Source organism: Pseudomonas sp. 5.2 (assembly GCF_059025405.1).
On record NZ_JBYBHH010000004.1, the window covers coordinates 184,931 to 208,075 of the forward strand.

Below are 23,145 nucleotides of genomic sequence, written 5' to 3' on the forward strand. Positions count from 1 at the left end.
GTGAATACCGCACTCACCGCCACCTATGCCCTGACTGTCCTGCTGCTGATCGCCACCCCTGGCCCAGTGGTGGCACTGATCGTCAACACCGCTGCCGCCTCCGGGTCGCGCAAAGCCATGTTCACTGCCGTGGGGACCAATTGGGCGTCCCTGGTACTGATTGGCGCGGCGGCCTGGATCATCCTGACCAGCGCGGCCATCGACAAGGCCTGGCTCAGCGGCATGAGCCTGCTGGGCTGCCTGTTCATCGGCTACATCGCCGTGAGCACCCTCAAGGAAGCCCTGCAGGCGCCCACCCCAGAGTCGGCGAACGAAGCGCCTGGGCCTGGGCGTGGCGGCCTGCTGCAAGGGTTCATGGTGGGTATCTCCAACCCCAAGGACATCATCTTCTTCATCGCCTTCTTCCCTCAGTTCATCCAGATCACCGAGTCGTTCGGCAAGAGCATGGTGGTGCTGTCGCTGTTGTGGGTGGCCATCGATTTTGCCGTGCTCAGCCTGTACATCTTCGCCATCGGCAAGATCGCTTCGCAGCGCAGCAATCGCGTCATCAGCTTGGCCTCGGGCGTTGCCCTGCTGCTGATCGCGGCCGGCGGCCTGCTGTACAACCTCAAGGAACTGGCGGCCTGAGCCGGATGCCTCGCAAGGAGTGCCCATGAGATCGACCGACACGAGCACAGATGTTTTGGGCCTTCCTTCGCCGCTGCAACAGGACTACCAGCGCTTTCTGCAACTGGGCAGCCGCCGTGCGCCACACGCGTTGCACATCCACGAGAGCGGCTACCGCTCGGGCACCATCAACACCGATGCGCTCGGCCTGCGCTACAGCCACTGCGCCGGCAAGCGCTTCTCGGCGGCCGAGCGCGGCACGGCGCCGCGCATCAACCTGTTGGTCGGGGGCTCCACCGCCTTGGGCGTCGGTGCCAGCAGCGATGAGCACACGGTGGCTTCGCACCTGTCGATGCTGACCGGCGAGGTCTGGCTGAGCCTGGCAGGCTGTGGGCTCAATGCTGGCCAAGAGCTGCTGATGTTCCTCACTCACCAGCACCGCCTCGGCCAGCTCGGCCACGTGGTGGTGCTCAGCGGCCTCAATACCTTGGCCCATGAGGCCCTCTACGAAATCCTCGCCAGCCCCCGCGAGGCGCATCACGTCACAGGTTTTCAGGAAGCCTTGAACAGTTTCAGCGATGGCATGCCGCCTGCCTCGCCCCCCCGCCAGCAATCGCTTTGGCGGCGCATCGGCCAAGCCTTGGCCGCACCCCCTCCCGCGCCTCCAGCCGCCCAGCCGCTGTCGCCCCCTGAGAAGCGCCTGGCCCGCGCGGCCGACAGCATCGGCCGCACCCTGCGCCAGTGGGAGCGGCTGCTGGCAGACAGCCACGCCACCCTCACTTTCATTCTTCAGCCGCTGCTGCCCTGGTGCCGAGAAACCCTGCCAGCGGGCGAGCAAGCCATGCTGGCGGCGTTGGCGCGGCAGCCCGCGAACTTCGAGCGCCTGCTGGACGGGGTCTTCGACAGCCACTTGCACTCGGCCTTCTTTCGCCGCATCAAAGACCAAGCCGACCCCGTAGCCTGCTATGACATGAACAGCATGCTCAGCAGCTCGCCCGTGTTTGGCGCCGACCTGTTCGTCGACCGCCTGCACCTCAACGACCTGGGCAACAACGCACTGGCCAAAGTCATTACCGCCAAGCTTGGCCTGGCCCAGGAAAAACACGCTCAGCGCAAGGTCACGCCTATCAAGCTCGTCTGACAGTTGCCCGCCGGTCTTCCGGCGAGGCCCCTTGGGTGGCTAGAATACGTCGTCGTTCCGATTCGCCCGAGGCGTACCTGTACCTGTGATGAACATCCAAGCCGTGCATCAACCACTGGCCGCCTGTCGTGACTGCCCGTCCCACGAGGCCTGCCTGTGAGTCGTGTGGCAACCCTGTCGCCGCTGGTGATCGCCTTGATGCCACTGGCCGCGCAAGCGCTCGACGTGCGCATCGACCCGCATGCCGACTTGCTCTACCGCCAGGCCCTGCCCTTGCTCGAGCAGGCCGACAGCCAGGACGACGGCGCCAGCTCACTGCGCACTGCCGTGGGCAGCGACCCGGAGCTCACCCGCCAAGGCCAGGCCCTGGCGCACACCTTGCCCACCGCCGTGGCACTGCTGAAAAAGTCGGTGGAGCTTGGCCACCCCGTGGCGCAGTATCGGCTGGCGCTGTACTACATGACCTACCTGCCGGTGGCCCAGATCCCGGACGCTGCCTGCCCTTTGCTGGAGGCGAGCCTCAAGCAAGGCTTCGCGCCCCCGGCACCGGCCATTGCCACCTGGTGCCCGCCCTACAACGCCAGCGCAGACTATCGCGCTGCGCTGGAGGCGATCCCAAGCATGGCCCCCCAATACGCCCCCTACTACCCACAGCCCACCACACGACTGGCCTGCAACCGCAGCCAGCCGCAAGGCCTGAACATGCAGTGGGGGCGCCAGCGTGACTACCAGGCCGAGGTGTACCGGGTGCTGGCCGACCTTGACCCAGGGCATCGCCAGGCCTTGCTGCAGAAGGCCGTGGACATCAACGGATGCTCGACTGCGCAGCGCTGGTTGACCAGCCATCGATAGCGGCCAGTCGACAAACCAGCAAGATCGTTCAAGCCATGGCCCGCTTCACTCTGGCATGCTGCCCAACCGAGTACACGCGTTGCAGCCACCATGCCCCACAGCCCACACATCGCTCGCCAAGCCTTTGTTCATGGCGCCATCGCCATCCTCCCGCTTTCCCTGGCCGTCGCCCCCTGGGGCCTGCTGGCCGGCTCCATGGCCATCGAGGCCAACCTCAGCGCCTGGCAAGGCCAAGGGCTGTCGGCCATCGTCTTTGCCGGTGCCGCACAACTGGTGGCGATCGGCATGCTCAAGGGCGGCGCCAACCTGGCGTCGATCCTGCTCACCACCTTGCTGCTGACATCGCAGCACCTGCTGTACGGCTTGTCCATGCGCCCGGTGCTGTCGAACCAGCCGCTGCGCTGGCGATTGGGCCTGGGCTTTTTGCTAACCGACGAGTTCTTTGCCCTGACCAGCCATTATGACCAGCAGCAGTTCAATCGCTGGTATGCGCTAGGCGTGGGCCTGAGCTTCTACATCGCCTGGAACCTGTTCACCTTGGCAGGCATCGTCCTTGGCCAGAACATCCCGCACCTCGACCAATTGGGCCTGGACTTCTCGATTGTCGCCACCTTCGTCGCCCTGATCGCGCCACTGGTGCGCAACCTGGCCACGGTGGTGTGCGTGGCCGTGTCGCTGTTCTGCTCGGTCCTGTTCAGTGCCTGGCACTGGGAAACCGCCCTGGTGGCCGCTGGCCTGCTCGGCATGGGCGCCGGCTTCATTTGCCAAAAGTGCTTTGGAGGCCGCGCATGACCTGGTTACTGATTTTCGCCATGGGCGCCATCGTGTTTCTCAATCGCTATGCGTTTCTTGAACCACGCCTGCCCTTGCGCCTGAGTTCCAATGCCCGGCAGTTTCTGGGCTTCGCGGTGCCGGGCATGCTCACCGCCATCTGCGGGCCGATCATCTTCATGCCTGACCACCAGCTGAACCTGAGCCTGCTCAACCCTTATCTGCTGGGCTCGGTGGTGGCCGTCATCTTGGTGCTGTTGACCCGCAGTGTGTTGCTGAGCATGCTGGTGAGCATGTTGATCTTCTTCCTCCTGCGCAGCTGGCTGGCATGACCACGCCCCTGCGCGAGCAGACGCACCTGTGGCAGGCGCCGGCGCTGGGCGACGTCGAAATGCTGCACGCGCGGTATTTTCAACAGCGCTTCGCCCCGCACGTGCATGAGGGCTACGTGTTCACCGTGATCGAGTCGGGCGCCCAGCGCTTCTGGCATCGTGGCAGCGAACACCTGGCCCCGGTGGGCAGCATGGTGTTGATCAACCCCGACGAACTGCACACCGGCGCCACGGCCCACGAAGCCGGCTGGCGCTACCGCGGTTTCTACCCAGAACATGAGCGGGTAACGGGCGTGCTGGAGGAGCTGGAACTGGGCCGCCACGGCATGCCCACCTTCAAGGACAGTGTGATCCAGGACCCGGCCCTGGCGCTCGCCTTCAGCCAGCTGCACCAGTTATCCGAAGGCGCAGCCAGTGCCCTGGAACAGCAAACCGCCTGGCGCCATGCCGTGCTGGCCCTGGTGCAACGCCATGGGCAATGCGCCGAACCCGCTGCACCCGGCCATGAGCCACAGGCGGTGGCCCGCGCCCGTGAACTGCTGGAGAGCCAGCTGGCCGACCCGCCATCGCTTGAAGCCCTGGCGGCGGCGGTCAACCTGTCACCCTTCCACTTCGCCCGGGTGTTTCGCCAGGCCACCGGCCTGCCGCCCCATGCCTGGCTCAAGCAACGGCGCCTGGCCCGTGCCCGTGAGTTTTTGAAACGCGGCCAGGCGGCTTCGGAGGTGGCGTTTGCGCTTGGGTTTGCCGACCAGAGCCACTTGAGCCGGCAGTTCAAGCAGGCCTATGGGGTAACCCCAGGCGCATACCGCAGCGCCTGCCTGCCAAGCTGACGCCCTGCGACACCCGGCCCCAGGCAAGCTTGCTGGCCACTGCTACACTGACAGGGCTGAATTGGAGGATCCTGCCATGTCCGAAAGAGAGCTCACCACCCTCATATCGCTGATGAACCAGCGTCAGGCCTGCCTGAGCAGTGCCTGCAAGGAGATTGCCGACTGGATCGACCGGCAGGGCGATGTGCCCGCCGCCGGCAAGATCCGCGCGAGTCTAAAGGCCCTGGAGGCCGACGAAGCCCAGGTACGCAAGACCTTGACCTCGCTGACCCTCGACAGGCCATTGCCGCGTTTTCGTAGCTGAATGAATTGGGGCCGCTATGCGCGGCCCCAGATGAATCAGTGTTTCATGTGCATGTGGTCATGCCCACCGCCAGCCTCGGCGTTGAGCGGACGCACTGGCGCTTGCACCTGCAGCGTTTCCTTGCCACCCTTGGCATCTTCGATGACCAGGGTCAGTGGCACCTGCTCGCCTTCCTTCACCTGCTGGTTCAACCCCATCAGCATCACGTGCAGGCCGTTCGGGTCCAGGGTGACTGCTTTACCAGCCGGCAACTCGACGGCCTTGACCTCGCGCATGCCCATCACGTCGCCGTTCATGGTCATTTCATGCACTTGCACGGTCTTTGCCACAGGCGATTCAACGCCAACCAGCTTGCTGTCGCTGCTGGCCGTGAGGGTCATGAAGGCACCGGTGGACTGCTGGTGCGGCACGCTGGCGCGGACCCAGGCATCACTCACGGTGGTCTGGGCCAGGGCTGGCAGGGCAAGGCCCAGCAGGGCGATGGCGGCCAGGCCGCGTTTGATCGGTTGCAGTGAAACAGCCATTAGCAAATCTCCATCAGGGTGACCAGGTCTTCAGCGCATTCCTTGGCATTCAGGGAATGGCCCAGGCTCAGGCGCAGGGTGCCACGCGTATCGTAGACGTAGCTGGTGGACGAATGAGAGATGGTGTAGGTATCACCGGCCGGGACCTTCTCGTAGAACACCTTGAACTCTTTGGCCACCTCGGCGATTTCTTCGGGGGTGCCCGTCAGCGCGGTGAACGAGGGGTCGAACGCTTTGACGTAGGCGTCGAGCACTTCGGGGGTGTCGCGCTCCGGGTCCAGGGTGATGAATACCACCTGGAACAAGTCACGGTCGCGGCCCCTGAGCAACTGCCTGATTTGCGCCGCCCGCGCCAGCGTGGTCGGGCAGACCGCCGGGCACTGGGTGAAGCCGAAGAAAATCATCGGCATGCTGCCGTAGAAGCTCGACAGGGTACGCGGGTTGCCTTGGGGGTCCTTGAGGTTGAACTTGCGCCCAAGGATTTCGTTGCTCATGTTCTTGCCGTACTTGAACTCAAGACCCCGGGCCGGGCTGCAGCCAGCCAGCAGGCCAAGCCCGAGAACGCCCATCCCGGCGACAACCGCGCGCCGGGTATACAGATCATTCATGGAACTATCCTTTACAGGCCATCCTTTACAGGAAAGGTACCGGCCCTTGGGACGGGCCAGCTGAAAAACCGGGGCATTCTTACATGACACCCCAAGTGCTTCTACCCGACGAAGGCGCAGATGGCCTGCAGCCCTTTGAATACGGGCTGCGGCCTGTTGTCGCAGGGGTTGAACTCGTAACAGTTTGTTGCTAAGGAAGCGGCGAACCCTGGTATCAGTAGTACGCGTTTTCCTTCTGGGTGTGGTCGGTCACGTCGCGCACACCTTTGAGCTCCGGAATCCGCTCGAGCAGGGTGCGCTCGATGCCTTCCTTCAGAGTCACGTCGGCCTGGCCGCAGCCCTGGCAACCGCCGCCGAACTGCAGCACAGCGATGCCGTCGTCGACCACGTCCACCAAGCTTACCTGGCCGCCATGGCTGGCCAGGCCCGGGTTGATCTCGGTCTGCAGGTAGTAGTTGATACGCTCGTTGATCGGGCTGTCTTCGTTGACCATCGGCACCTTGGCGTTCGGCGCCTTGATGGTCAGCTGGCCGCCCATGCGGTCGGTGGCGTAATCGACCAGCGCGTCTTCCAGGAAAGGTACGCTGACTGCATCGAGATAAGCGGTGAAGCTCTTCAGACCCACGGCGGTGTCGTCAGGCTTCTCTTCGCCCGGCTTGCAGTAGGCAATGCACGTCTCTGCGTACTGGGTGCCTGGCTGGGTGATGAAAATGCGGATGCCGATGCCGGGCGTATTCTGCTTGGAGAGCAGATCGGCCAGGTAATCATGGGCGGCGTCGGTAATGGTTATAGCGCTCATGGAAGTTCCTCACAGACTTGCGGCCAAGTGTACGCCAACCTGGCCCTTGTACAAAGTCCTAGTATTTGACTCGGGAAAGCGCATACGCCGGCGCCTGCCCCCGTGGCGCCGCCAGCCAGGCCTGCATCCGCCGGTACAGGCCGCGCTCCAGCCACTGGTAGCTGAACCACGACATTAGTCCAATGGACGGCACGCACAGGGCAAACACCAGGTACGGGTTCAGGTGCAGCCGCTGGCTGGCGAACCAGCCGGCATACAGCACCAGCACGTGAATCAGGTAGACCGAATACGAACAGTCGCCCAGCGCCTTGAGCAGCCGGTTACCCGCGAACAACGGCTCCAGGGAGACAAAGGCCAGCACCACCAGCGCGCTCGGCAGGCCCCAATGCAGCAGGCGCTGGGAGGCGTCGAGGTGGTAGATGGCATACCCCGCCACCGCGAGCAACGCCAGGGGCGTCCAGATGCCCTGGCGGATCACACCGCGCCGATACAGCACACCCAGGCCGATGCCGAGCAGGAACTCATAAATGATGTCGTTGTTGTAGAAGCGGCTGAGCACACCCAGCCGCCCCAGCACTTCACTTACCAGCAGCAGCGCGACAGTGACCAGCAGCAGCTGATGGCGTTGGCGGACCAGGAATGCCAGACCGAACAGCAGGTAGAAGAACATCTCGAAGTTCAGCGTCCAGCCCACGTTCAAGGTCGGATAAAGGCCATACCCGCCAGGGTTTTCCGCAGGCACGAACAGCAGCGACAACAGCAAGTGGTGCCAGTCGAATTGCTGGTGCGGCATCCAGCGGCTGGCCGCCAGCAGCAGGCCCGCCATGACCAAGGTGTAGAACCAGTACGCCGGGACGATGCGCAGCACCCGGTTGAGCAGGAACTGGCGGGGTTCGATGGCTTTGTCGCGGGTGGAGAGGTAGATAACCAGGCCGCTGATGACGAAGAAGATGTCGACGCCGACAGCGCCCCGGTCGGTGAGCAGTTGGCCGATGGGCCCGCTGGCCTTGAAGTCGAAGAAGATCTGCATGAAATGGTGGCAAACCACCACCCAGGCGGCGAACGCCCGCAGTGCCTGAAGCGAATACAGCATGAAATACCCTGCGATTGCCGGTGCATTGAGGCCTCGGCGAGCGCTTCGCACTCGTTCGCGGGCAAGCCCGCTCCTACAGGGACCACGCAAAACCTGTAGGAGTGGGCTTGCCCGCGATTGGGCTGCAAAGCAGCCCCCGGACCACCCAACCTTTCCGACCGCAGTTGTTTCGGAAAGGTCAGGTTGACCGATCAGAGGTTCTCGTAGCGGTTCATGTCCAGCACACCCGCTTCCACCGGCTGGGTCTCCTTGATGTAGCTATTAAGGTCATGGAAGTACTGCCAGAACTGCGGATGGCTGCGGCGCACGCCCCAGCGCATGACGATGCGCTCGAATTTGCCAGCATCATCACGCGCATACTCCATGTCCTCGACAAACTCGGGCACGTCCTCGGCCGGAATGTTGAAGATGAAGTTCGGGTAACTGCTGAGCACGCCAGGGTACAAAGTCAGGGTGTCCAGCCCAGGCTGATAGCGGTAGGCCTCACCCAGTAGGAAGGCAACGTTGCTGTGCGCACGGTTGCGCAGCAGGCTGTACACCTGGCGCTGGCCGCCCTGCCCTTCGATACGCAGCATCGTCGCTTCAGGCAGCTGGTTGATGACCTTGAGCCCGGCAGCCGGGCGCGACACCAGGCGGCTGAGCGACTGCTCGACATTGCGGAACGCTTCGTTCATCTGCGGCCGCGAGCAGTAAGCCCCCTGGCAGCGGTTGATCGGGTCAGGCGCCGCATTCAGGCTGCCGGTACGCTGCACCAGCTTGAGCCCGAAGTCGCGTTTTGGGTTCGCCGGGTCCAGCTTGATACCGCTTGGGGTGTCAGTGTCGATGTCCTCGTAATCGAGCCACATCTTCACCTTGCCGCTGTTCTGATACCAGTCACTGAGGATCGCGCCACGCTGGTCGGCCGGCATCAGGCGCAGGAAGTTGACCTCCGCGCCATTGCGGATCAGGTCGAAGTACAGGCGGGTCTGCAACTGGTGCGAAACGTTGCCGAACACATCGAAGTTGACGGCCAATTGGTAGTAGGTGCGCTCGAACAAGGGGTAGTCGAACAGCCACACGGTGAGCGGCACATCTCCGATCAGGCCCTTGGTCACCGAGGCGCTGTCGAAGTGACGGAAGATGCTCAGCAGTGCATTGTCGTTACCGGCCCACAGCGTCGACCAACCCGGCGCCGGCATTTCGGCATAGGCTTCGCGGCGCAGTTTTTCGTATTCGTTGCGCTTGTCGCGGTAGGCATGCCAGAGGCCCAGCACACTGCCCACGTCGTCGATCTGGCCCGGCATGGCCAGCAGCGGCGTGGCCTCGCCACGGTACTGGGCATCGGTGATGTAGCGGTCGTGGGCCGGCTCCTGGAACAGCGCCCAGAAGTTGTCGCGGATCACGTCGGTTGCAATCTGCCCACGGCACACCGGGCCACGGATGAAGGTGCGCACGAAGTACTCGGCGTTATCCAGCATGAACTGGTAACGCGCCACCGCCGGGATCGCCTCGAAGGTTTCGAACGGGTTGGCCCGGTGGCGTGGGCCATAGCCTGGCAGCGCCGAGGCATGCCAGTCCCCCGCGTAGAACAGTTGCTTGACCCGCTTGAGCTTCTGCGGCCCCATTGGGTAAGTGATGTGCGTCTTGTGCACGATCACACCCTGCACCGGCATCAGCCGGTAGTAAAAGTCGGTGCCTGGCGGGTCGTTGGGGCGTCGGGTCGCGATCACGTCGACCGGCTGGCCACTGGGCGTGCGGGAACGCACCCACTGGAAGAAGTGGCCCTGCTCGCCGCCGACGAAGTAGATGTGCGCAAGGAACAGGTGCTCGTAAAGCCAGCGGCCAACCAGCGCCTCGGTCGAACCCGGGCGGTTGAGCAACTCTTCCCAGTCGGCGATCTGCTTGGCCTCGACCGCGCTCGGCTGAATCGGCTGATACTCCACCGGCGCGCCAGCCGCCAGCCAGCGTTGCAGGGTGGTGTACTCCTGGTCGGTCAGGCCGGTGACCGCCAGCGGCATGCCTTCTTTGGGGTGCGCGCCGGCGTAGGCGTCGAACTCATGGGGCAAAGGGCACATGTTGTTGCGGTTGATGCCCAGAACGATGTCCTCGGGCAGCTTGGCATTGGGCGTAAGCGGCGTCTTGTGCCCCAGCTCGAGCATGCGCGCCATCAGCGCGGCCTGGCTGCCCTGGCCGTCAAGCACCGAGTAGAAGCCCTTCTTGCGCCACTCGCCCTCGCTGTGGGCGTCGTAGAACAGCCGCGTGGTCGGCACCGCCGCGCTGCGGTCACCTTGGTACACCGGCACCTTGGTTGCCCCCCGCACCGCGCCCTCAGGGCTTTCCAGCTTGAGCTGGCAGGCCGCGTCGTTGCAGGCATGGCAGGCCACGCACTTCTCGGTGAAAATCGGCTGGATATCCCGGGTGTAGGAAATAGCCGGGCTCGATTGGGCAGCCTGCCCGAAGGTCGCGCCACTGATGAGCAAGGCGAAAACGCCCGCCCAAGCACGAATACAACGATGCACCATGTGCGGAAAGTCCTGGTTCTTGAAAGCCATCACGATTGCCTGGTCGTCCTTGGGTGCTTGCGCCAACATGAGCTAAATTCATGCAAATGGGCAGTGCGCCTAAAAACCGCGCAGCTTTGTTATGATTCGGCACCTTCTGATATTCGCCCGACCAGGTAGTTCCTATGTCCGACCGCAGCGCTCGTCTCCAAGCACTCCAGCACGCACTCAAAGAGCGCATCCTGATCCTCGACGGCGGCATGGGTACTATGATCCAAAGTTATCGCCTCGAGGAACACGACTATCGTGGCACGCGCTTTGCCGATTGGCCAAGCGATGTGAAAGGCAACAACGACCTGTTGCTGCTCAGCCGCCCTGATGTCATCGCCGCGATCGAGAAAGCCTACCTGGACGCTGGCGCCGATATTCTCGAAACCAACACCTTCAACGCCACGCAGATTTCCCAGGCCGACTACGGCATGGAGTCGCTGGTCTACGAGCTGAACGTCGAAGGCGCGCGCATCGCCCGCCAGGTGGCCGACGCCAAGACCCTGGAGACGCCGGACAAACCGCGCTTCGTCGCCGGCGTACTGGGCCCGACCAGCCGCACCTGCTCGATTTCCCCGGACGTCAACGACCCCGGCTACCGCAACGTCACCTTCGACGAGCTGGTAGAAAACTACATCGAGGCCACCCGCGGCCTGATCGAGGGCGGCGCCGACCTGATCCTGATCGAAACCATCTTCGACACCCTCAATGCCAAGGCGGCGATCTTCGCCGTGCAACAGGTGTTCGAGGATGACAACGTCGAACTGCCGATCATGATCTCCGGCACCATCACCGACGCCTCGGGCCGCACCCTGTCGGGCCAGACCACCGAAGCCTTCTGGAACTCGGTGCGCCACGCCAAGCCGATTTCCGTCGGCCTCAACTGCGCCCTCGGCGCCAAGGACCTGCGCCCGTACCTGGAAGAGCTGTCGACCAAGGCCGACACCCACGTCTCGGCGCACCCCAACGCCGGCCTGCCCAACGCCTTCGGTGAGTACGACGAAACCCCGGCCGAAATGGCCGCGGTGGTCGAGGAGTTCGCTGCCAGCGGCTTCCTTAACATCATCGGCGGCTGCTGCGGCACCACCCCGGGCCACATCCAGGCCATCGCCGAGGCGGTTGCAAAGTACAAGCCACGTGAGATCCCGGAAATCGCCAAGGCCTGCCGCCTGTCGGGCCTGGAGCCGTTCACCATCGACCGCCAGTCGCTGTTCGTCAACGTGGGCGAGCGCACCAACATCACCGGTTCCGCCAAGTTCGCCCGGCTGATCCGCGAAGAGAACTACACCGAAGCCCTGGAAGTGGCCCTGCAACAGGTCGAGGCCGGCGCCCAGGTGATCGACATCAACATGGACGAAGGGATGCTCGACTCCCAGGCCGCCATGGTCCGCTTCCTCAACATGATCGCCGGCGAGCCGGACATCTCCCGCGTGCCGATCATGATCGACTCCTCCAAGTGGGAAGTGATCGAGGCGGGCCTCAAGTGCATCCAGGGCAAGGGCATCGTCAACTCGATTTCCATGAAGGAAGGCGTCGAGCAGTTCAAGCACCACGCCCGCCTGTGCAAGCGCTACGGCGCCGCCGTGGTGGTGATGGCCTTCGACGAGGTCGGCCAGGCCGACACCGCCGCGCGCAAGAAGGAAATCTGCAAGCGCAGCTACGACATCCTGGTCAACGAAGTCGGCTTCCCGCCGGAAGACATCATCTTCGACCCGAACATCTTCGCCGTCGCCACCGGCATCGAAGAGCACAACAACTACGCTGTCGACTTCATCGAAGCCTGCGCCTACATCCGCGACCACCTGCCCCACGCCTTGAGCTCGGGTGGCGTGTCCAACGTGTCGTTCTCGTTCCGCGGCAACAACCCGGTGCGTGAAGCGATCCACTCGGTGTTTCTGTTCCACGCCATCCGCAATGGCCTGACCATGGGTATCGTCAACGCCGGCCAGCTGGAAATCTACGACGAGATCCCGGCCGACCTGCGCAACAAGGTCGAGGACGTGGTGCTCAACCGCACCCCAGAAGGCACCGATGCGCTGCTGGCCATCGCCGACGACTACAAAGGCGGCGGCGCCACCAAGGAAGTCGAAAACGAAGCCTGGCGCTCGCTGCCGGTCGGCAAACGCCTGGAACATGCCCTGGTCAAAGGCATCACCGCGCACATCGTCGAAGACACCGAGGAGTGCCGCCAGCAGTGCGCGCGCCCGATCGAAGTCATTGAAGGCCCGCTGATGAGCGGCATGAACGTGGTCGGCGACCTGTTCGGTGCCGGTAAGATGTTCTTGCCGCAGGTGGTCAAGTCGGCGCGCGTGATGAAGCAGGCCGTGGCACACCTGATCCCGTTCATCGAAGCCGAAAAAGGCGACAAGCCCGAAGCCAAGGGCAAGATCCTGATGGCCACGGTCAAGGGCGACGTGCACGACATCGGCAAGAACATCGTCGGCGTGGTGCTGGGCTGTAACGGCTACGACATCGTCGACCTGGGCGTGATGGTGCCGGCCGAGAAAATCCTGCAGACCGCACGCGACGAGAAATGCGACATCATCGGCTTGTCCGGCCTGATCACCCCGTCGCTGGACGAGATGGTCCACGTTGCCCGCGAAATGCAGCGTCAGGGTTTCAACCTGCCGCTGATGATCGGTGGCGCGACCACCTCCAAGGCGCACACGGCGGTGAAGATCGAACCCAAGTACAACAACGACGCGGTGATCTACGTCACCGACGCTTCGCGCGCCGTCGGCGTGGCAACCCAATTGTTGTCCAAGGAGCTCAAGCCCGGCTTCGTCGAGAAGACCCGCCAGGATTACGTCGAAGTGCGCGAGCGCACCGCCAACCGCAGTGCCCGCACCGAGCGCCTGAGCTACGCCAAGGCCATCGCGGCCAAGCCGCAGTATGACTGGGCAAGCTACCAGCCAGCCGTGCCTACCTTCACCGGCGTCAAGGTGCTGGAAGACATCGACCTGCGCACCCTGGCCGAGTACATCGACTGGACGCCGTTCTTCATCTCCTGGGACCTGGCCGGCAAATTCCCGCGCATCCTCACCGACGAAGTGGTCGGCGAGGCCGCGACGTCGCTGTACAAGGACGCCCGCGAGATGCTCGACAAACTGATCGACGAGAAGCTGATCAGTGCCCGCGCCGTGTTCGGCTTCTGGCCAGCCAACCAGGTCGCCGATGACGACATCGAGGTCTATGGCGATGACGGCCAGCCCCTGGCCACCTTGCACCACCTGCGCCAGCAGACCATCAAGCCTGACAACAAGCCAAACTGGTCGCTGGCCGACTTCGTCGCACCCAAAGACAGCGGCGTCACCGACTACGTCGGCGGCTTCATCACCACCGCGGGCATCGGCGCCGAGGAAGTGGCCAAGGCCTACCAGGACAAGGGCGATGACTACAGCTCGATCATGGTCAAGGCCTTGGCCGACCGCCTGGCCGAAGCCTGCGCCGAATGGCTGCACCAGCAGGTGCGTAAAGAGCACTGGGGTTACGCCCGCGACGAGCACCTGGACAACGAAGCGTTGATCAAGGAGCAGTACAGCGGCATCCGCCCTGCCCCCGGCTACCCGGCCTGCCCGGACCACACCGAGAAAGAAACCCTGTTCCGCCTGCTCGACGGCACGGCCATTGGCGAGACAGGCCCAAGCGGCGTGTTCCTGACCGAACACTTCGCGATGTTCCCGGCGGCGGCGGTCAGTGGCTGGTACTTTGCCCACCCGCAGGCGCAGTACTTTGCCGTTGGCAAGGTCGACAAGGACCAGATCGACAGCTACAGCGCGCGTAAAGGCCAGGAGGTGAGCGTGAGTGAGCGTTGGTTGGCGCCGAACCTTGGGTACGACAGCTAAGACCGTTCTAGCCTGACTGGCCTCTTCGCGGGCAAGCCCGCTGCTACAGGGATTTGCGCGCCCCTCCTGTGGGAGCGGGCTTGCCCGCGAAGAGGCCAACGAAGCCAACATCCCTTCCATTGCCTACACTGTCCCTGATTGCCTCCGAATACCCAGGAGCCCCCATGGACGACTCAAGCCAAGGCAAGCCCCCCACCTTCTGGCAAATGCTGCACAGCATCCTCGCCGCCGCCTTCGGTGTGCAGAGCGGCAAGAACCGCGCACGCGATTTCACCCACGGCAAAGCCAGCCATTTCATTGCGATGGGTACCGTGTTCACCCTGCTGTTCATTCTGATACTGATCGGCCTGGTGCAATTGGCCATGCACATGACCGCGCGTTGAGCCCATGAAAACGCCTGCGGGAATCCCTCCCGCAGGCGTTTTGGCTGCATCACGGTCTGAATGGCAGTCTACTGGTGGCTGACCCAATACACGGCGGTGACCACCACCAGGACGACCAAGCAAAGAATCGCCCAGGCATCGACACTGCTGTCAGCTTTGCGGACCTTGGTTGAGTTTCCCATTGCATTGCCTCTTGTTGTGGTTATGGGAATGCACTTCACCCACAGCAGTTAAGACGAGCAATGCCCTTTCCTCAAGCAAGGTCTTTTGTCCGGCGACGGGCGACGCTCAGGAATTGGCAAGGCCTGCATCCCTCGCCACCGCATCGTTCATCACCAACAGGTAACTCGCGGCTGCGTTTTCCAGCACGAACACCCGCAACCCCAACGCCAGATAGGCACGCTCTTTGTACGGGGAGTAAGCATTGGTGATGATGACCCGGCCACGGTTGTGGACAAAGGGCATGACATGGTCCCTGACCCTGTCCATGAACTGCACCTCGTTAAGGTAGAAATCGCTGAAGTGACCACTGAGGATAGCCAGGTCCCCCAGGTTGCTTACACCGTCGGTCACCCGAAGCATTTCCCAACCGTCGGCCCTGGAAAAGGTCGTTTGCCCTTGCTCATGACTGTGCAGATAGCTCAGGTAATTCAGACCGTCGAGATTCGACAGCCCATTGGCCAGCAACAGCACCGAGCCCGCATTGCCATCCGTGACGACGATCGACATCGGCAGGTCGAGCCGGCCCATTTCATTGATCTCCACAGGTGCCCGGTGCCGGACCGAATTGGTCTGCATGATATAGAACGCGGCGGCAATGTAGGCCCTTGCCTCGGTCTCGCCGTTTACAGGGTCTGCCAGGAACGCCGAATCGGGAGACACCACAATATCCCCATCGCGCAATCTGTATTGCGTTTCCACCGTCGTGTAAAAATAGTGTCTTACGTCGACTCGATAACGTACGACCTGGGGAGAGTTCACGAAAGTGCGGGAAGCGTTGCCATCAGGGAGGTCGATTCTCAAGGTCTGCGGATCGAAAGCGACGTCATGATTATTGACCTGCCAAAGCTCGACCAAGGCCTGCTTGATGTTATTAATATGGTGTTTTACCCGATCGGGCTGCCGAACGATTTCAGTTTGCGTCAGCGTGACCAGGGGGCTGATGTCGTTGATCCTCATTTCGCCACGAAACCCGGCGGCCCTGACGAAATTGCCATAGAAGCCCGACCCTGACATGGGCTCCAGCACACGCCTGATCAGCGGCTGCCCTGCCTGTTGGGCTGTCACCAGGTCAGCAATCAAGGCCCCGTTGATGTGCTTGGCTTCTGACGTAATTTCGCCTGGCATGCGAAAGAAACGCAGCGCCGTGATATCCACGGGCAAACGCCATTGGTGATGAAACAGCTCAACCTTCGCGGCGATGTTGGCATTGTCGCTGCTGCGCTGTACGTTTTCCGGAGCATTGGCAAACAGCCTGTTGAATTCGGCACGACGGTTCGTGGGGCGTACAAATGGAAAGAAGCGATTGGACGCTTTGTGCGTGCCGCCCGCAAGGCTGAACGTGCCTTCATGCGTGGAACCTGACAAACCCAACGTATGGGGGAGTTGCTGCGCGCCGGGCCTGCGCCATGGCCGCCACGGCGCGGGGTCAGCATTGTGGTACATGCCCCCTGGCAAGGTACGCGCAAGTTGCCAGATGCCAGACTGCAACCGATGCAGCCATACACCGCCACCGGTGCCTGCGGGCCGGACCACTTCCACCTCCACCGCCCCCGGCTCAGCGGGCTTGACCCGGTAGAAGGTGCTGCTCAGGCCACGGAAGGCAATGTAGCTCGCGCCGCCGCCTGCGTTGGCGGCCGTGTCATGGTAAAGGCGTGCCAGCGGGTCTCGGGCGTGCAGCGCCGCCAATCTGGCCTGCACCGCTGCGCCGAGTACGGGGCCGTCAACCAATTGGGCGACAGCCTCCACAGGTTCCTGCAAACGGCGCCATTCGCCGTAACTTCGGTGCAACAGCGGCCCACGCGCCGCGCCTGGCCCCTGCACCCGCCACGACGGCCCCTCCTGATGCACTTCCAGTGCGCCCGCCCCCCGCTGTATCCATGCTTTGTCGTCCTGCAAGATCAGGCCGTCGGCGCCAGGCACTTCGTGCAGCGTCACAGCTTGCAGGTAGGCGTCCAACTCAGGGTCGACGCGTAAGTCCAGCCCTTTCAGGCCACCTGGCATTGGAGCGCTTCCGGCATCGGCCAGCAGCTTGCCCATCACCGCTCTATTCAGCGCCTGCGCATCGCTGATGTTGATCCCTAGACGTTCGCGGGCAGCGTCGTCCATGCCCCGTAGAAGCACATCACTCACAGGTGCCGAACTGTCCTTGGCCGGTGCCACGGTGTCGGCGCCGTCCAGTTGCCCCCTATAGACATAGGCACCCTCCTCACCTCGACGCTGCAGGACCAGCACCTGCGCAGCCTGCTCGCTACCCCTGGCCGCGACGCTTCTACCGCCAGCCACCACCCTGACCGCGATATGCTGCTGCAGGTCGTGCGCACTGAACACACGCAGCAGCGCGCTCAAGTACATCGACTCTGCGCTGAAGGTCAAGGATTGCGGGCCGGCGGGCCCTGGCGCACCGGCCAGCGCGGCAAGGTCCGCTTGGTACCTGGCCTTGGCCAGGTTTGCTGGGCTTCGCGGTTGTGCGACGCAACGTTCACTGTGGGCGCTGACCGCACGGGCCTCGCTGCCCTGCAGCCGTTCCTCGGGGAGCTTGACATTGCCCTCCACCGACACGGCCAGCAGTGCACCTTCACCCTTGGGTACGCTGGCACGGGGTCGGTTGTGGTGGTGGATGGCGCGCTGCAGCAGGTACGCCTGCTCCGGTCGCTCGAACTGGCTTGCGGCATCATGCTTCAAGCGCGTTGCCACCTCGTCGCGATTGTCAACGACCTGCCCAGGCCGGGTGGGCGCCTGCACGTAGAAAAACAGCGAATCGGCTGTCTCGCCGTTGCCATTTTCCTGACCGGTCCCGTAATGCCATCGGTCATGCCGAGTCAGCACGACTTCACGCTTCGCTGCGCCTTCACCCTCTGCTGTCCCGCGCTCAGGCTCGAATACCCTGAGCGAGCGGCCGTCGGCATCCTCGACGCTGATGCGAACATTCAGGCTGTGGGCCAGCCAGCCCACCACCGGCCATTCCACAGCTTCCGGCAGCTGCGTGTAGCGCGGAGTCGCCATCAGCAATGCCGTTTGCCCGATTAGCTCACGGCTCATCGCTGCGCTGGCGGCTGCAGCAAGTGCCATGTCCATCGGGGCCTTCCCCCGCCACATGGCATTCAAGGCCTGCTTGCTGACCCCTGCATGACGCAGCACTGTGGCCACAGCATCATCGCTCAAGCCGTGAAGCGTCGATGGCAACATGCTGCGCAAACGCTGCACGGCCGTGACCGGGGTGACGCCGACACCGCCTGTATCGGCAGTAGACACCGTGCGACCTGGCAAAAGCGTTCGGTTGAGCTTGTCGAGCCGCGACCTGACCAGCGTGCCCGCCTTGCGCAGGAGCTGCATTTCCAGCACGGTCTCGAAAAAATCCACCAGCGTTTCGGCCGCCTCATCCCACTTCGATTGCACCAGGTTCTGCGGCAGGTCAATGGCCAGCTGCTTGGCGAACATGGCCTTGAACAGTAGCGCCCGGCCTGGGAACTTCACATCGCCAGGGACCGCAATCAAGATGACGTCCAGCACGAAGGCGAGCACCTCGGCGCCGATGCGCTGGGCATGCTCCAGGCTGCTGCTCTGATTGGGCGTGAAATGCTCTTTGACCCTCCCCACCAGCAAGGCGCCATAGGCGCTTGCCAATCGGCCGGTGACCGTGTCCCGCGACAACGGATACGGTGCAGTGAAGCGCACGCCGCTTGCGCCTCGATCATAGTCCGCCTTGCTCGCGTAAACACCGGCGCCATGGGCCCAATAGGCGCTTGCTGGGTAGGCCGTGCTAGTTGCCAACGGCTGCGGCAGCTTAGCGCTCACCGTCCGCTGTGCCGATGGCGTCAGCAGCGACCATGACCACCCCGAACGCTCACGCCGAGTGCCCCAAAGGTCGCGGCGAAACGCCTCGGTGAATACCTGCATGGCGCTGAAACCTTGCGCGGCGTTGGCAACGAACAACCGGCCCTCGGGGAACAGGCCCGCATAGACGTAAACGCCGCTGGCTGTACTCAGGGCGTACACCGGCAGGTCATGCCCCTCCACGCGTAACATGAAGTTGCCTCTGTGCAGTGTCAGCCCCGCGATTGGCAAGCCATAGCTCACTATCCCCGCCAGCGACACGCCGGCGCTCGCCTGCAGTTGCAAGAGCTGCGCAGGCGTAATCTGCCCCACTTTCAGGGCATTGAGCAGTGCTATCTCGAGGTTGGCATTCGACTCGCGCCTGATCGTCGAGGCCACCTCCGCTTGCGCAAGCCAGGCATCACACTGGGTGGCGATCGAGGCCCCGATGTCCAGCTCACGGCCAATGCTGACAACTTCATCAACCGTTACCTGGCTGCCGTCCTGCTTGACCAAGGCACCGCCACCGAGCGTCAGCCAACTGTTGTCGACAAAATTGTTGGCATCCCGGGTCAGCCGGGGCTGGGCAAGCTGGACAGGTGTACCGCGAGCGAGCCAAGCCCACAGTGGCTCGCTGACATCGGGCTTTTCGGAGCGGGCCGTGTGAATACGCACAGCGTCCACCTTCACCTCGTGCCCACACAACGCGGCGAGCTGGCGGCTGACCTGTGCCTTGGCGCCCTGCACGACCTTCATGAGTGCATCGGCGCCCACCCGGGGCGTGCCATACAAGGCGTCCAGCCGTGCGCGCTGTGCCTTGTTCAACGTCCCGTAGAACGCTTCCATTGCACCGAGGGCCTTGGCCATCAGAGCTGCAGCATTGCTTTGATCTGCGGTCAGCAGAATGGGTTCATGACCACTGGGGTATAGCGTGATGTGGGTATCGACGTGAGCCGAGCTAACGCTGTCGGCGGCAGGCAAGTTGGGCATGACAGGCTCCTTTAATTAGAGGCTGTCATCTGAACAAGGCACCAATGCCCTGCAGCGGTACTTACCTATGCCATTCAGTAATCCATCGGTGCGGTCAGAAACGGGTACGTGTAGTCAGCCGGGCGCCCTTCAGCGCTGTAGGGCTGAAAATCGACACCATGATCAGCCTGCTCGAGCAACTTGAGCCAACGCCGCGCCTTTACCTGGTCAATCGACTGCAGCGCGGGCACGCTGTGCTCACGCAGGCCATCGCGATTGACCACCAGCCCGCGCGCATCGTCGTGCAGCATGACCATGGCCCAGCCACCCAAGGTGAAGTGCCCACCCATCAACACCCCAAGGCGCCCGTCGACCCGCGCCCGCAACGCCTCGGGCGAACTGTTGACGGCGCTGAACACGGCATCGCGCCCTGGCATGCGCCCAGCCGCCTCGAATGCCTGCATGGCGCCGAAGGCCATCTCATCGTTGGCCGACCACACAAGCGTGGTGTTCGGGTAACGCTGCAGCAACACACGCGCCTGCTCGAAGGCGCGCTCACGGCTCCAGCCGCCATACACCACCTGGCGCAGGCGCACCTGCGGGAAGTCGGCCAAGGCACGGCGCATGCCCGCTTCGCGCTGTTGCGAGGCCGGCGTGGTTTTGACCCCGGCGAAAGCCACCAGGTCCACCGGCCCGTCAGTGCGCGGGAGCAAGGCAACCATCTGGTGCAGCATCTGGTAACCGGCCTGCTCGTCGTTGGTGGTCAGCGTGCCCAGCACCTGAGGGTACTTCTCGGGCTGCGCCTCGATGCTTTGTGCCTGGCTGGCCGTCAGCCCGTTGTTGACCAGAAACAGCTTGACCCCGGTCCCCTTCGACAGGCGGATGATTTCCGGCGCCACATACTGTTCGTTGACCAGCACCAGGTAGTCCGGCCGCTGCGGGCCCTTGAGCAGCGCCCGTGCTTGGCTCAGGGTTCGCTCGGCATTGCGCTCGCTGTATTCGACCCGCAGCGTCATGCCCAGGTCGTCAGCCGCTGCCTGCATGAAGCGCGCATAGCTGACCCAAAATGTCTCGGTGGACAAGCCTGGGTTAAGGAACACGACGGAAGCAGCCTGCGCATTGGCTGCCAACGGCAGGCTCAGGCACAAGCTTTGGCAAAGCGCCTTGAGCATGCGGTTACACCCCTTGCAACAAACCCGCGAGTATAAACCCACGGCACAGGCGGACGAACAAATGCCAGTCAGTCTCACTTAGTTCGTTTGGTTCTTTTCATATGCAAAAACATCACTTTAGCGCATAAACACACTCTGATATCGTTCCCCAGCTCCGAACCGGAGTGCGCGGCCGTGCGCGCGAATAGCTGCATGCAGCCTGAGACAGGACTTTTATGTACGTATACGACGAGTACGATCAGCGGATCATCGAGGACCGCGTCAAGCAGTTCCGTGATCAGACCCGCCGCTACCTGGCCGGGGAGCTGAGCGAAGAAGAATTCCGCCCTCTGCGCCTGCAGAACGGCCTTTATATCCAACGTTTCGCCCCGATGCTGCGTGTCGCCGTGCCTTATGGCCAGCTGAACGCGCGCCAGGTCCGCACACTGGCCAAGATCGCTCGCGACTACGACAAGGGCTATGCCCACATTTCCACCCGCCAGAACGTGCAGTACAACTGGCCGGCGCTGGAAGACATCCCAGACATCCTCGCCGAGCTGGCCACCGTGCAGATGCACGCGATCCAGACCAGCGGCAACTGCCTGCGCAACACCACCACCGACCAGTTCGCCGGTGTTGCCGCGGATGAAATCATCGACCCGCGCCCTTGGTGCGAGATCGTCCGCCAGTGGACCACCTTCCACCCGGAATTCGCCTACCTGCCGCGCAAGTTCAAGATCGCCATCAACGGCTCGAAAGAAGACCGCGCGGCCATCGAAGTGCACGATATCGGCCTGGAGCCAGTGCGCAACGCAGCGGGCGAGCTGGGCTTCCGTGTACTGGTTGGCGGCGGCCTGGGGCGTACCCCGGTGGTCGGCGCGTTCATCAACGAGTTCCTGCCTTGGCAGGACCTGATCAGCTACCTCGACGCCATCCTGCGCGTGTACAACCGTTACGGTCGCCGTGACAACAAGTACAAGGCGCGGATCAAGATCCTGGTCAAGGCACTGACGCCTGAAGTGTTCGCCGAAAAGGTCGAGGCCGAAATGGTCCACCTGCGCGGCGGCAACAGCACCCTGACCGAAGACGAAGTACAGCGTGTTTCGCGCCACTTTGTCGACCCGGACTACCTGGCCCTGGACAACGTCGACTACAGCGCCCAGGACGCCGAAGCCCCCGGTTTCGCCCGCTGGCGCTCGCGCAACACCCGCGCCCACAAGCGCCCTGGCTATGTGGCCGTGACCTTGTCGCTCAAGCCCACCGGCGTTGCCCCTGGCGACCTGACCGACAAGCAGCTGGACGCCGTGGCGGACCTCGCCGAGCGCTACAGCTTCGGCTTCCTGCGCACCTCGCACGAGCAGAACATCATCCTCGCCGACGTTGAGCAGCGCCAGCTGCACGCCCTGTGGCTGGAGCTGCGCGAAGGTGGCTTTGCCACGCCGAACATCGGCCTGCTGACCGACATCATCTGCTGCCCGGGCGGTGACTACTGCTCGCTGGCCAACGCCAAGTCGATCCCGATCGCCGAATCCATCCAGCGCCGTTTCGACGACCTGGACTACCTGTTCGACATCGGCGAGATCGACCTGAACATCTCCGGTTGCATGAACGCCTGCGGCCACCACCACGTGGGCCACATCGGCATCCTCGGCGTGGACAAGAAAGGCGAGGAGTTCTACCAGGTGTCCCTCGGCGGCAACGCTGCGCGTGACGCGAGCCTGGGCAAGATCCTCGGCCCATCCTTCGCCCAGGACGCCATGGCCGATGTGATTGAAAAGCTGATCGCCGTGTACGTAGAGCAGCGTACCGAGGAAGAGCGTTTCATCGACACCTACCAGCGTATCGGCATCGACCCCTTCAAGGAACGCGTCTATGCAGCGAATCATTAAGAACAACGAGATCGTCGACGAAACCTGGCACCTGCTGCCCAAGGAAACGTCGTTCGACGAGTTGACCAACTGCGACGACTACATCGTCCCGCTGCAACTGTGGCGCGACCATGCCCACGTGCTCAAGGCCCGCGACGGCGGCCTGGGTATCTGGCTGGACAGCGACGAAGAAGCGGAAGAGATCGGCGAAGACGTGCAGCACTTCCAGGTCATCGCCTTGAACTTCCCGGCTTTCACCGACGGGCGCAGCTACTCCAACGCGCGCCTGCTGCGTGACCGCTACAAGTTCACCGGTGAGCTGCGCGCCATTGGCGACGTGCTGCGCGACCAGCTGTTCTTCATGGCCCGTTGTGGCTTCGATGCGTTTGCCATCCGTGCCGACAAGGACCCGGAAGACGCACTGCAAAGCCTGAAGGACTTCTCGGTGACCTACCAGGCCGCCGCCGACCAGCCGCTGCCGCTGTTCCGCCGCCGCTGATCTTCAT

18 protein-coding genes are annotated in these 23,145 nt (G+C 63.1%); 11 read left to right on the forward strand and 7 right to left on the reverse strand.

Going from position 1 to position 23,145, the window contains the following annotated elements; genetic code table 11:
- The 7 genes from AC5PZ0_RS08580 to AC5PZ0_RS08610 all read left to right on the forward strand — a co-directional run bounded on the left by AC5PZ0_RS08580 (nt 1) and on the right by AC5PZ0_RS08610 (nt 4,836).
- A complete protein-coding gene (locus AC5PZ0_RS08580; protein ID WP_493854694.1) occupies nt 1–627 on the forward strand; it encodes a LysE family translocator in 627 nt (208 codons plus the stop codon).
- Between the two features lie 25 nt (nt 628–652).
- Complete coding sequence (locus AC5PZ0_RS08585) at nt 653–1,747, forward strand: hypothetical protein (RefSeq protein WP_493854695.1); 1,095 nt, start codon at nt 653–655, stop codon at nt 1,745–1,747.
- Nucleotides 1,748–1,903: 156 nt separating this feature from the next.
- Nucleotides 1,904–2,599 (forward strand): SEL1-like repeat protein, encoded by a 696-nt coding sequence (locus AC5PZ0_RS08590; RefSeq protein ID WP_027593870.1) that lies wholly within the window; start codon nt 1,904–1,906, stop codon nt 2,597–2,599.
- A gap of 90 nt (nt 2,600–2,689) precedes the next feature.
- Nucleotides 2,690–3,391: an AzlC family ABC transporter permease gene (locus tag AC5PZ0_RS08595; protein ID WP_493854696.1), complete on the forward strand. Its 702-nt coding sequence runs from the start codon at nt 2,690–2,692 to the stop codon at nt 3,389–3,391.
- The gene (locus AC5PZ0_RS08600) at nt 3,388–3,702 is read left to right on the forward strand and encodes an AzlD domain-containing protein (RefSeq protein WP_099429890.1); all 315 of its coding nucleotides are present in this window, start codon (nt 3,388–3,390) and stop codon (nt 3,700–3,702) included. The genes AC5PZ0_RS08595 and AC5PZ0_RS08600 overlap by 4 nt, the downstream gene beginning before the upstream one ends.
- The gene (locus AC5PZ0_RS08605; RefSeq protein WP_085273250.1) at nt 3,699–4,532 is read left to right on the forward strand and encodes an AraC family transcriptional regulator; all 834 of its coding nucleotides are present in this window, start codon (nt 3,699–3,701) and stop codon (nt 4,530–4,532) included. Before AC5PZ0_RS08600 ends, AC5PZ0_RS08605 begins: the two co-directional genes overlap by 4 nt.
- A 76-nt stretch (nt 4,533–4,608) precedes the next feature.
- A complete protein-coding gene (locus tag AC5PZ0_RS08610; RefSeq protein WP_027593874.1) occupies nt 4,609–4,836 on the forward strand; it encodes a hypothetical protein in 228 nt (75 codons plus the stop codon).
- Between the two features lie 35 nt (nt 4,837–4,871).
- Here the strand turns inward: AC5PZ0_RS08610 and AC5PZ0_RS08615 are convergent, their stop codons facing one another.
- The 5 genes from AC5PZ0_RS08615 to AC5PZ0_RS08635 form a co-directional block, all read right to left on the reverse strand.
- On the reverse strand, nt 4,872–5,360 hold the full coding sequence (locus tag AC5PZ0_RS08615; protein WP_099429891.1) for a copper chaperone PCu(A)C: 489 nt from the start codon (nt 5,358–5,360) through the stop codon (nt 4,872–4,874).
- Nucleotides 5,360–5,968: an SCO family protein gene (locus tag AC5PZ0_RS08620; RefSeq protein WP_027593876.1), complete on the reverse strand. Its 609-nt coding sequence runs from the start codon at nt 5,966–5,968 to the stop codon at nt 5,360–5,362. The genes AC5PZ0_RS08615 and AC5PZ0_RS08620 overlap by 1 nt, the downstream gene beginning before the upstream one ends.
- Before the next feature lie 214 nt (nt 5,969–6,182).
- Nucleotides 6,183–6,767 carry a Fe-S biogenesis protein NfuA gene (gene nfuA, locus AC5PZ0_RS08625; protein WP_012271640.1) on the reverse strand — a complete coding sequence of 195 codons (585 nt, stop codon included), beginning with the start codon at nt 6,765–6,767 and terminating at the stop codon, nt 6,183–6,185.
- 58 nt (nt 6,768–6,825) lie between these two features.
- The gene (locus AC5PZ0_RS08630) at nt 6,826–7,860 is read right to left on the reverse strand and encodes an acyltransferase family protein (protein ID WP_493854697.1); all 1,035 of its coding nucleotides are present in this window, start codon (nt 7,858–7,860) and stop codon (nt 6,826–6,828) included.
- A gap of 191 nt (nt 7,861–8,051) precedes the next feature.
- The gene (locus AC5PZ0_RS08635; RefSeq protein WP_371918139.1) at nt 8,052–10,391 is read right to left on the reverse strand and encodes a fatty acid cis/trans isomerase; all 2,340 of its coding nucleotides are present in this window, start codon (nt 10,389–10,391) and stop codon (nt 8,052–8,054) included.
- 134 nt (nt 10,392–10,525) lie between these two features.
- On the opposite strand from AC5PZ0_RS08635, the gene metH reads away from it, so the two are divergent.
- Nucleotides 10,526–14,233 carry a methionine synthase gene (gene metH, locus AC5PZ0_RS08640; protein ID WP_493854698.1) on the forward strand — a complete coding sequence of 1,236 codons (3,708 nt, stop codon included), beginning with the start codon at nt 10,526–10,528 and terminating at the stop codon, nt 14,231–14,233.
- 164 nt (nt 14,234–14,397) lie between these two features.
- Nucleotides 14,398–14,616 (forward strand): DUF2970 domain-containing protein, encoded by a 219-nt coding sequence (locus AC5PZ0_RS08645; protein WP_099453514.1) that lies wholly within the window; start codon nt 14,398–14,400, stop codon nt 14,614–14,616.
- Between the two features lie 288 nt (nt 14,617–14,904).
- Here the strand turns inward: AC5PZ0_RS08645 and AC5PZ0_RS08650 are convergent, their stop codons facing one another.
- Both AC5PZ0_RS08650 and AC5PZ0_RS08655 read right to left on the reverse strand, forming a co-directional pair.
- Nucleotides 14,905–19,641 (reverse strand): hypothetical protein, encoded by a 4,737-nt coding sequence (locus tag AC5PZ0_RS08650; RefSeq protein WP_493854699.1) that lies wholly within the window; start codon nt 19,639–19,641, stop codon nt 14,905–14,907.
- A 74-nt stretch (nt 19,642–19,715) separates the two neighbouring features.
- Nucleotides 19,716–20,792 (reverse strand): ABC transporter substrate-binding protein, encoded by a 1,077-nt coding sequence (locus AC5PZ0_RS08655; protein ID WP_493854700.1) that lies wholly within the window; start codon nt 20,790–20,792, stop codon nt 19,716–19,718.
- A gap of 215 nt (nt 20,793–21,007) precedes the next feature.
- Here AC5PZ0_RS08655 and AC5PZ0_RS08660 point away from each other — a divergent pair, with 215 nt between their 5' ends.
- The gene (locus AC5PZ0_RS08660) at nt 21,008–22,660 is read left to right on the forward strand and encodes a nitrite/sulfite reductase (RefSeq protein ID WP_099429897.1); all 1,653 of its coding nucleotides are present in this window, start codon (nt 21,008–21,010) and stop codon (nt 22,658–22,660) included.
- The gene (locus AC5PZ0_RS08665) at nt 22,644–23,138 is read left to right on the forward strand and encodes a DUF934 domain-containing protein (RefSeq protein WP_027593883.1); all 495 of its coding nucleotides are present in this window, start codon (nt 22,644–22,646) and stop codon (nt 23,136–23,138) included. The genes AC5PZ0_RS08660 and AC5PZ0_RS08665 overlap by 17 nt, the downstream gene beginning before the upstream one ends.
- The last annotated feature ends 7 nt before the right edge of the window (nt 23,139–23,145 follow it).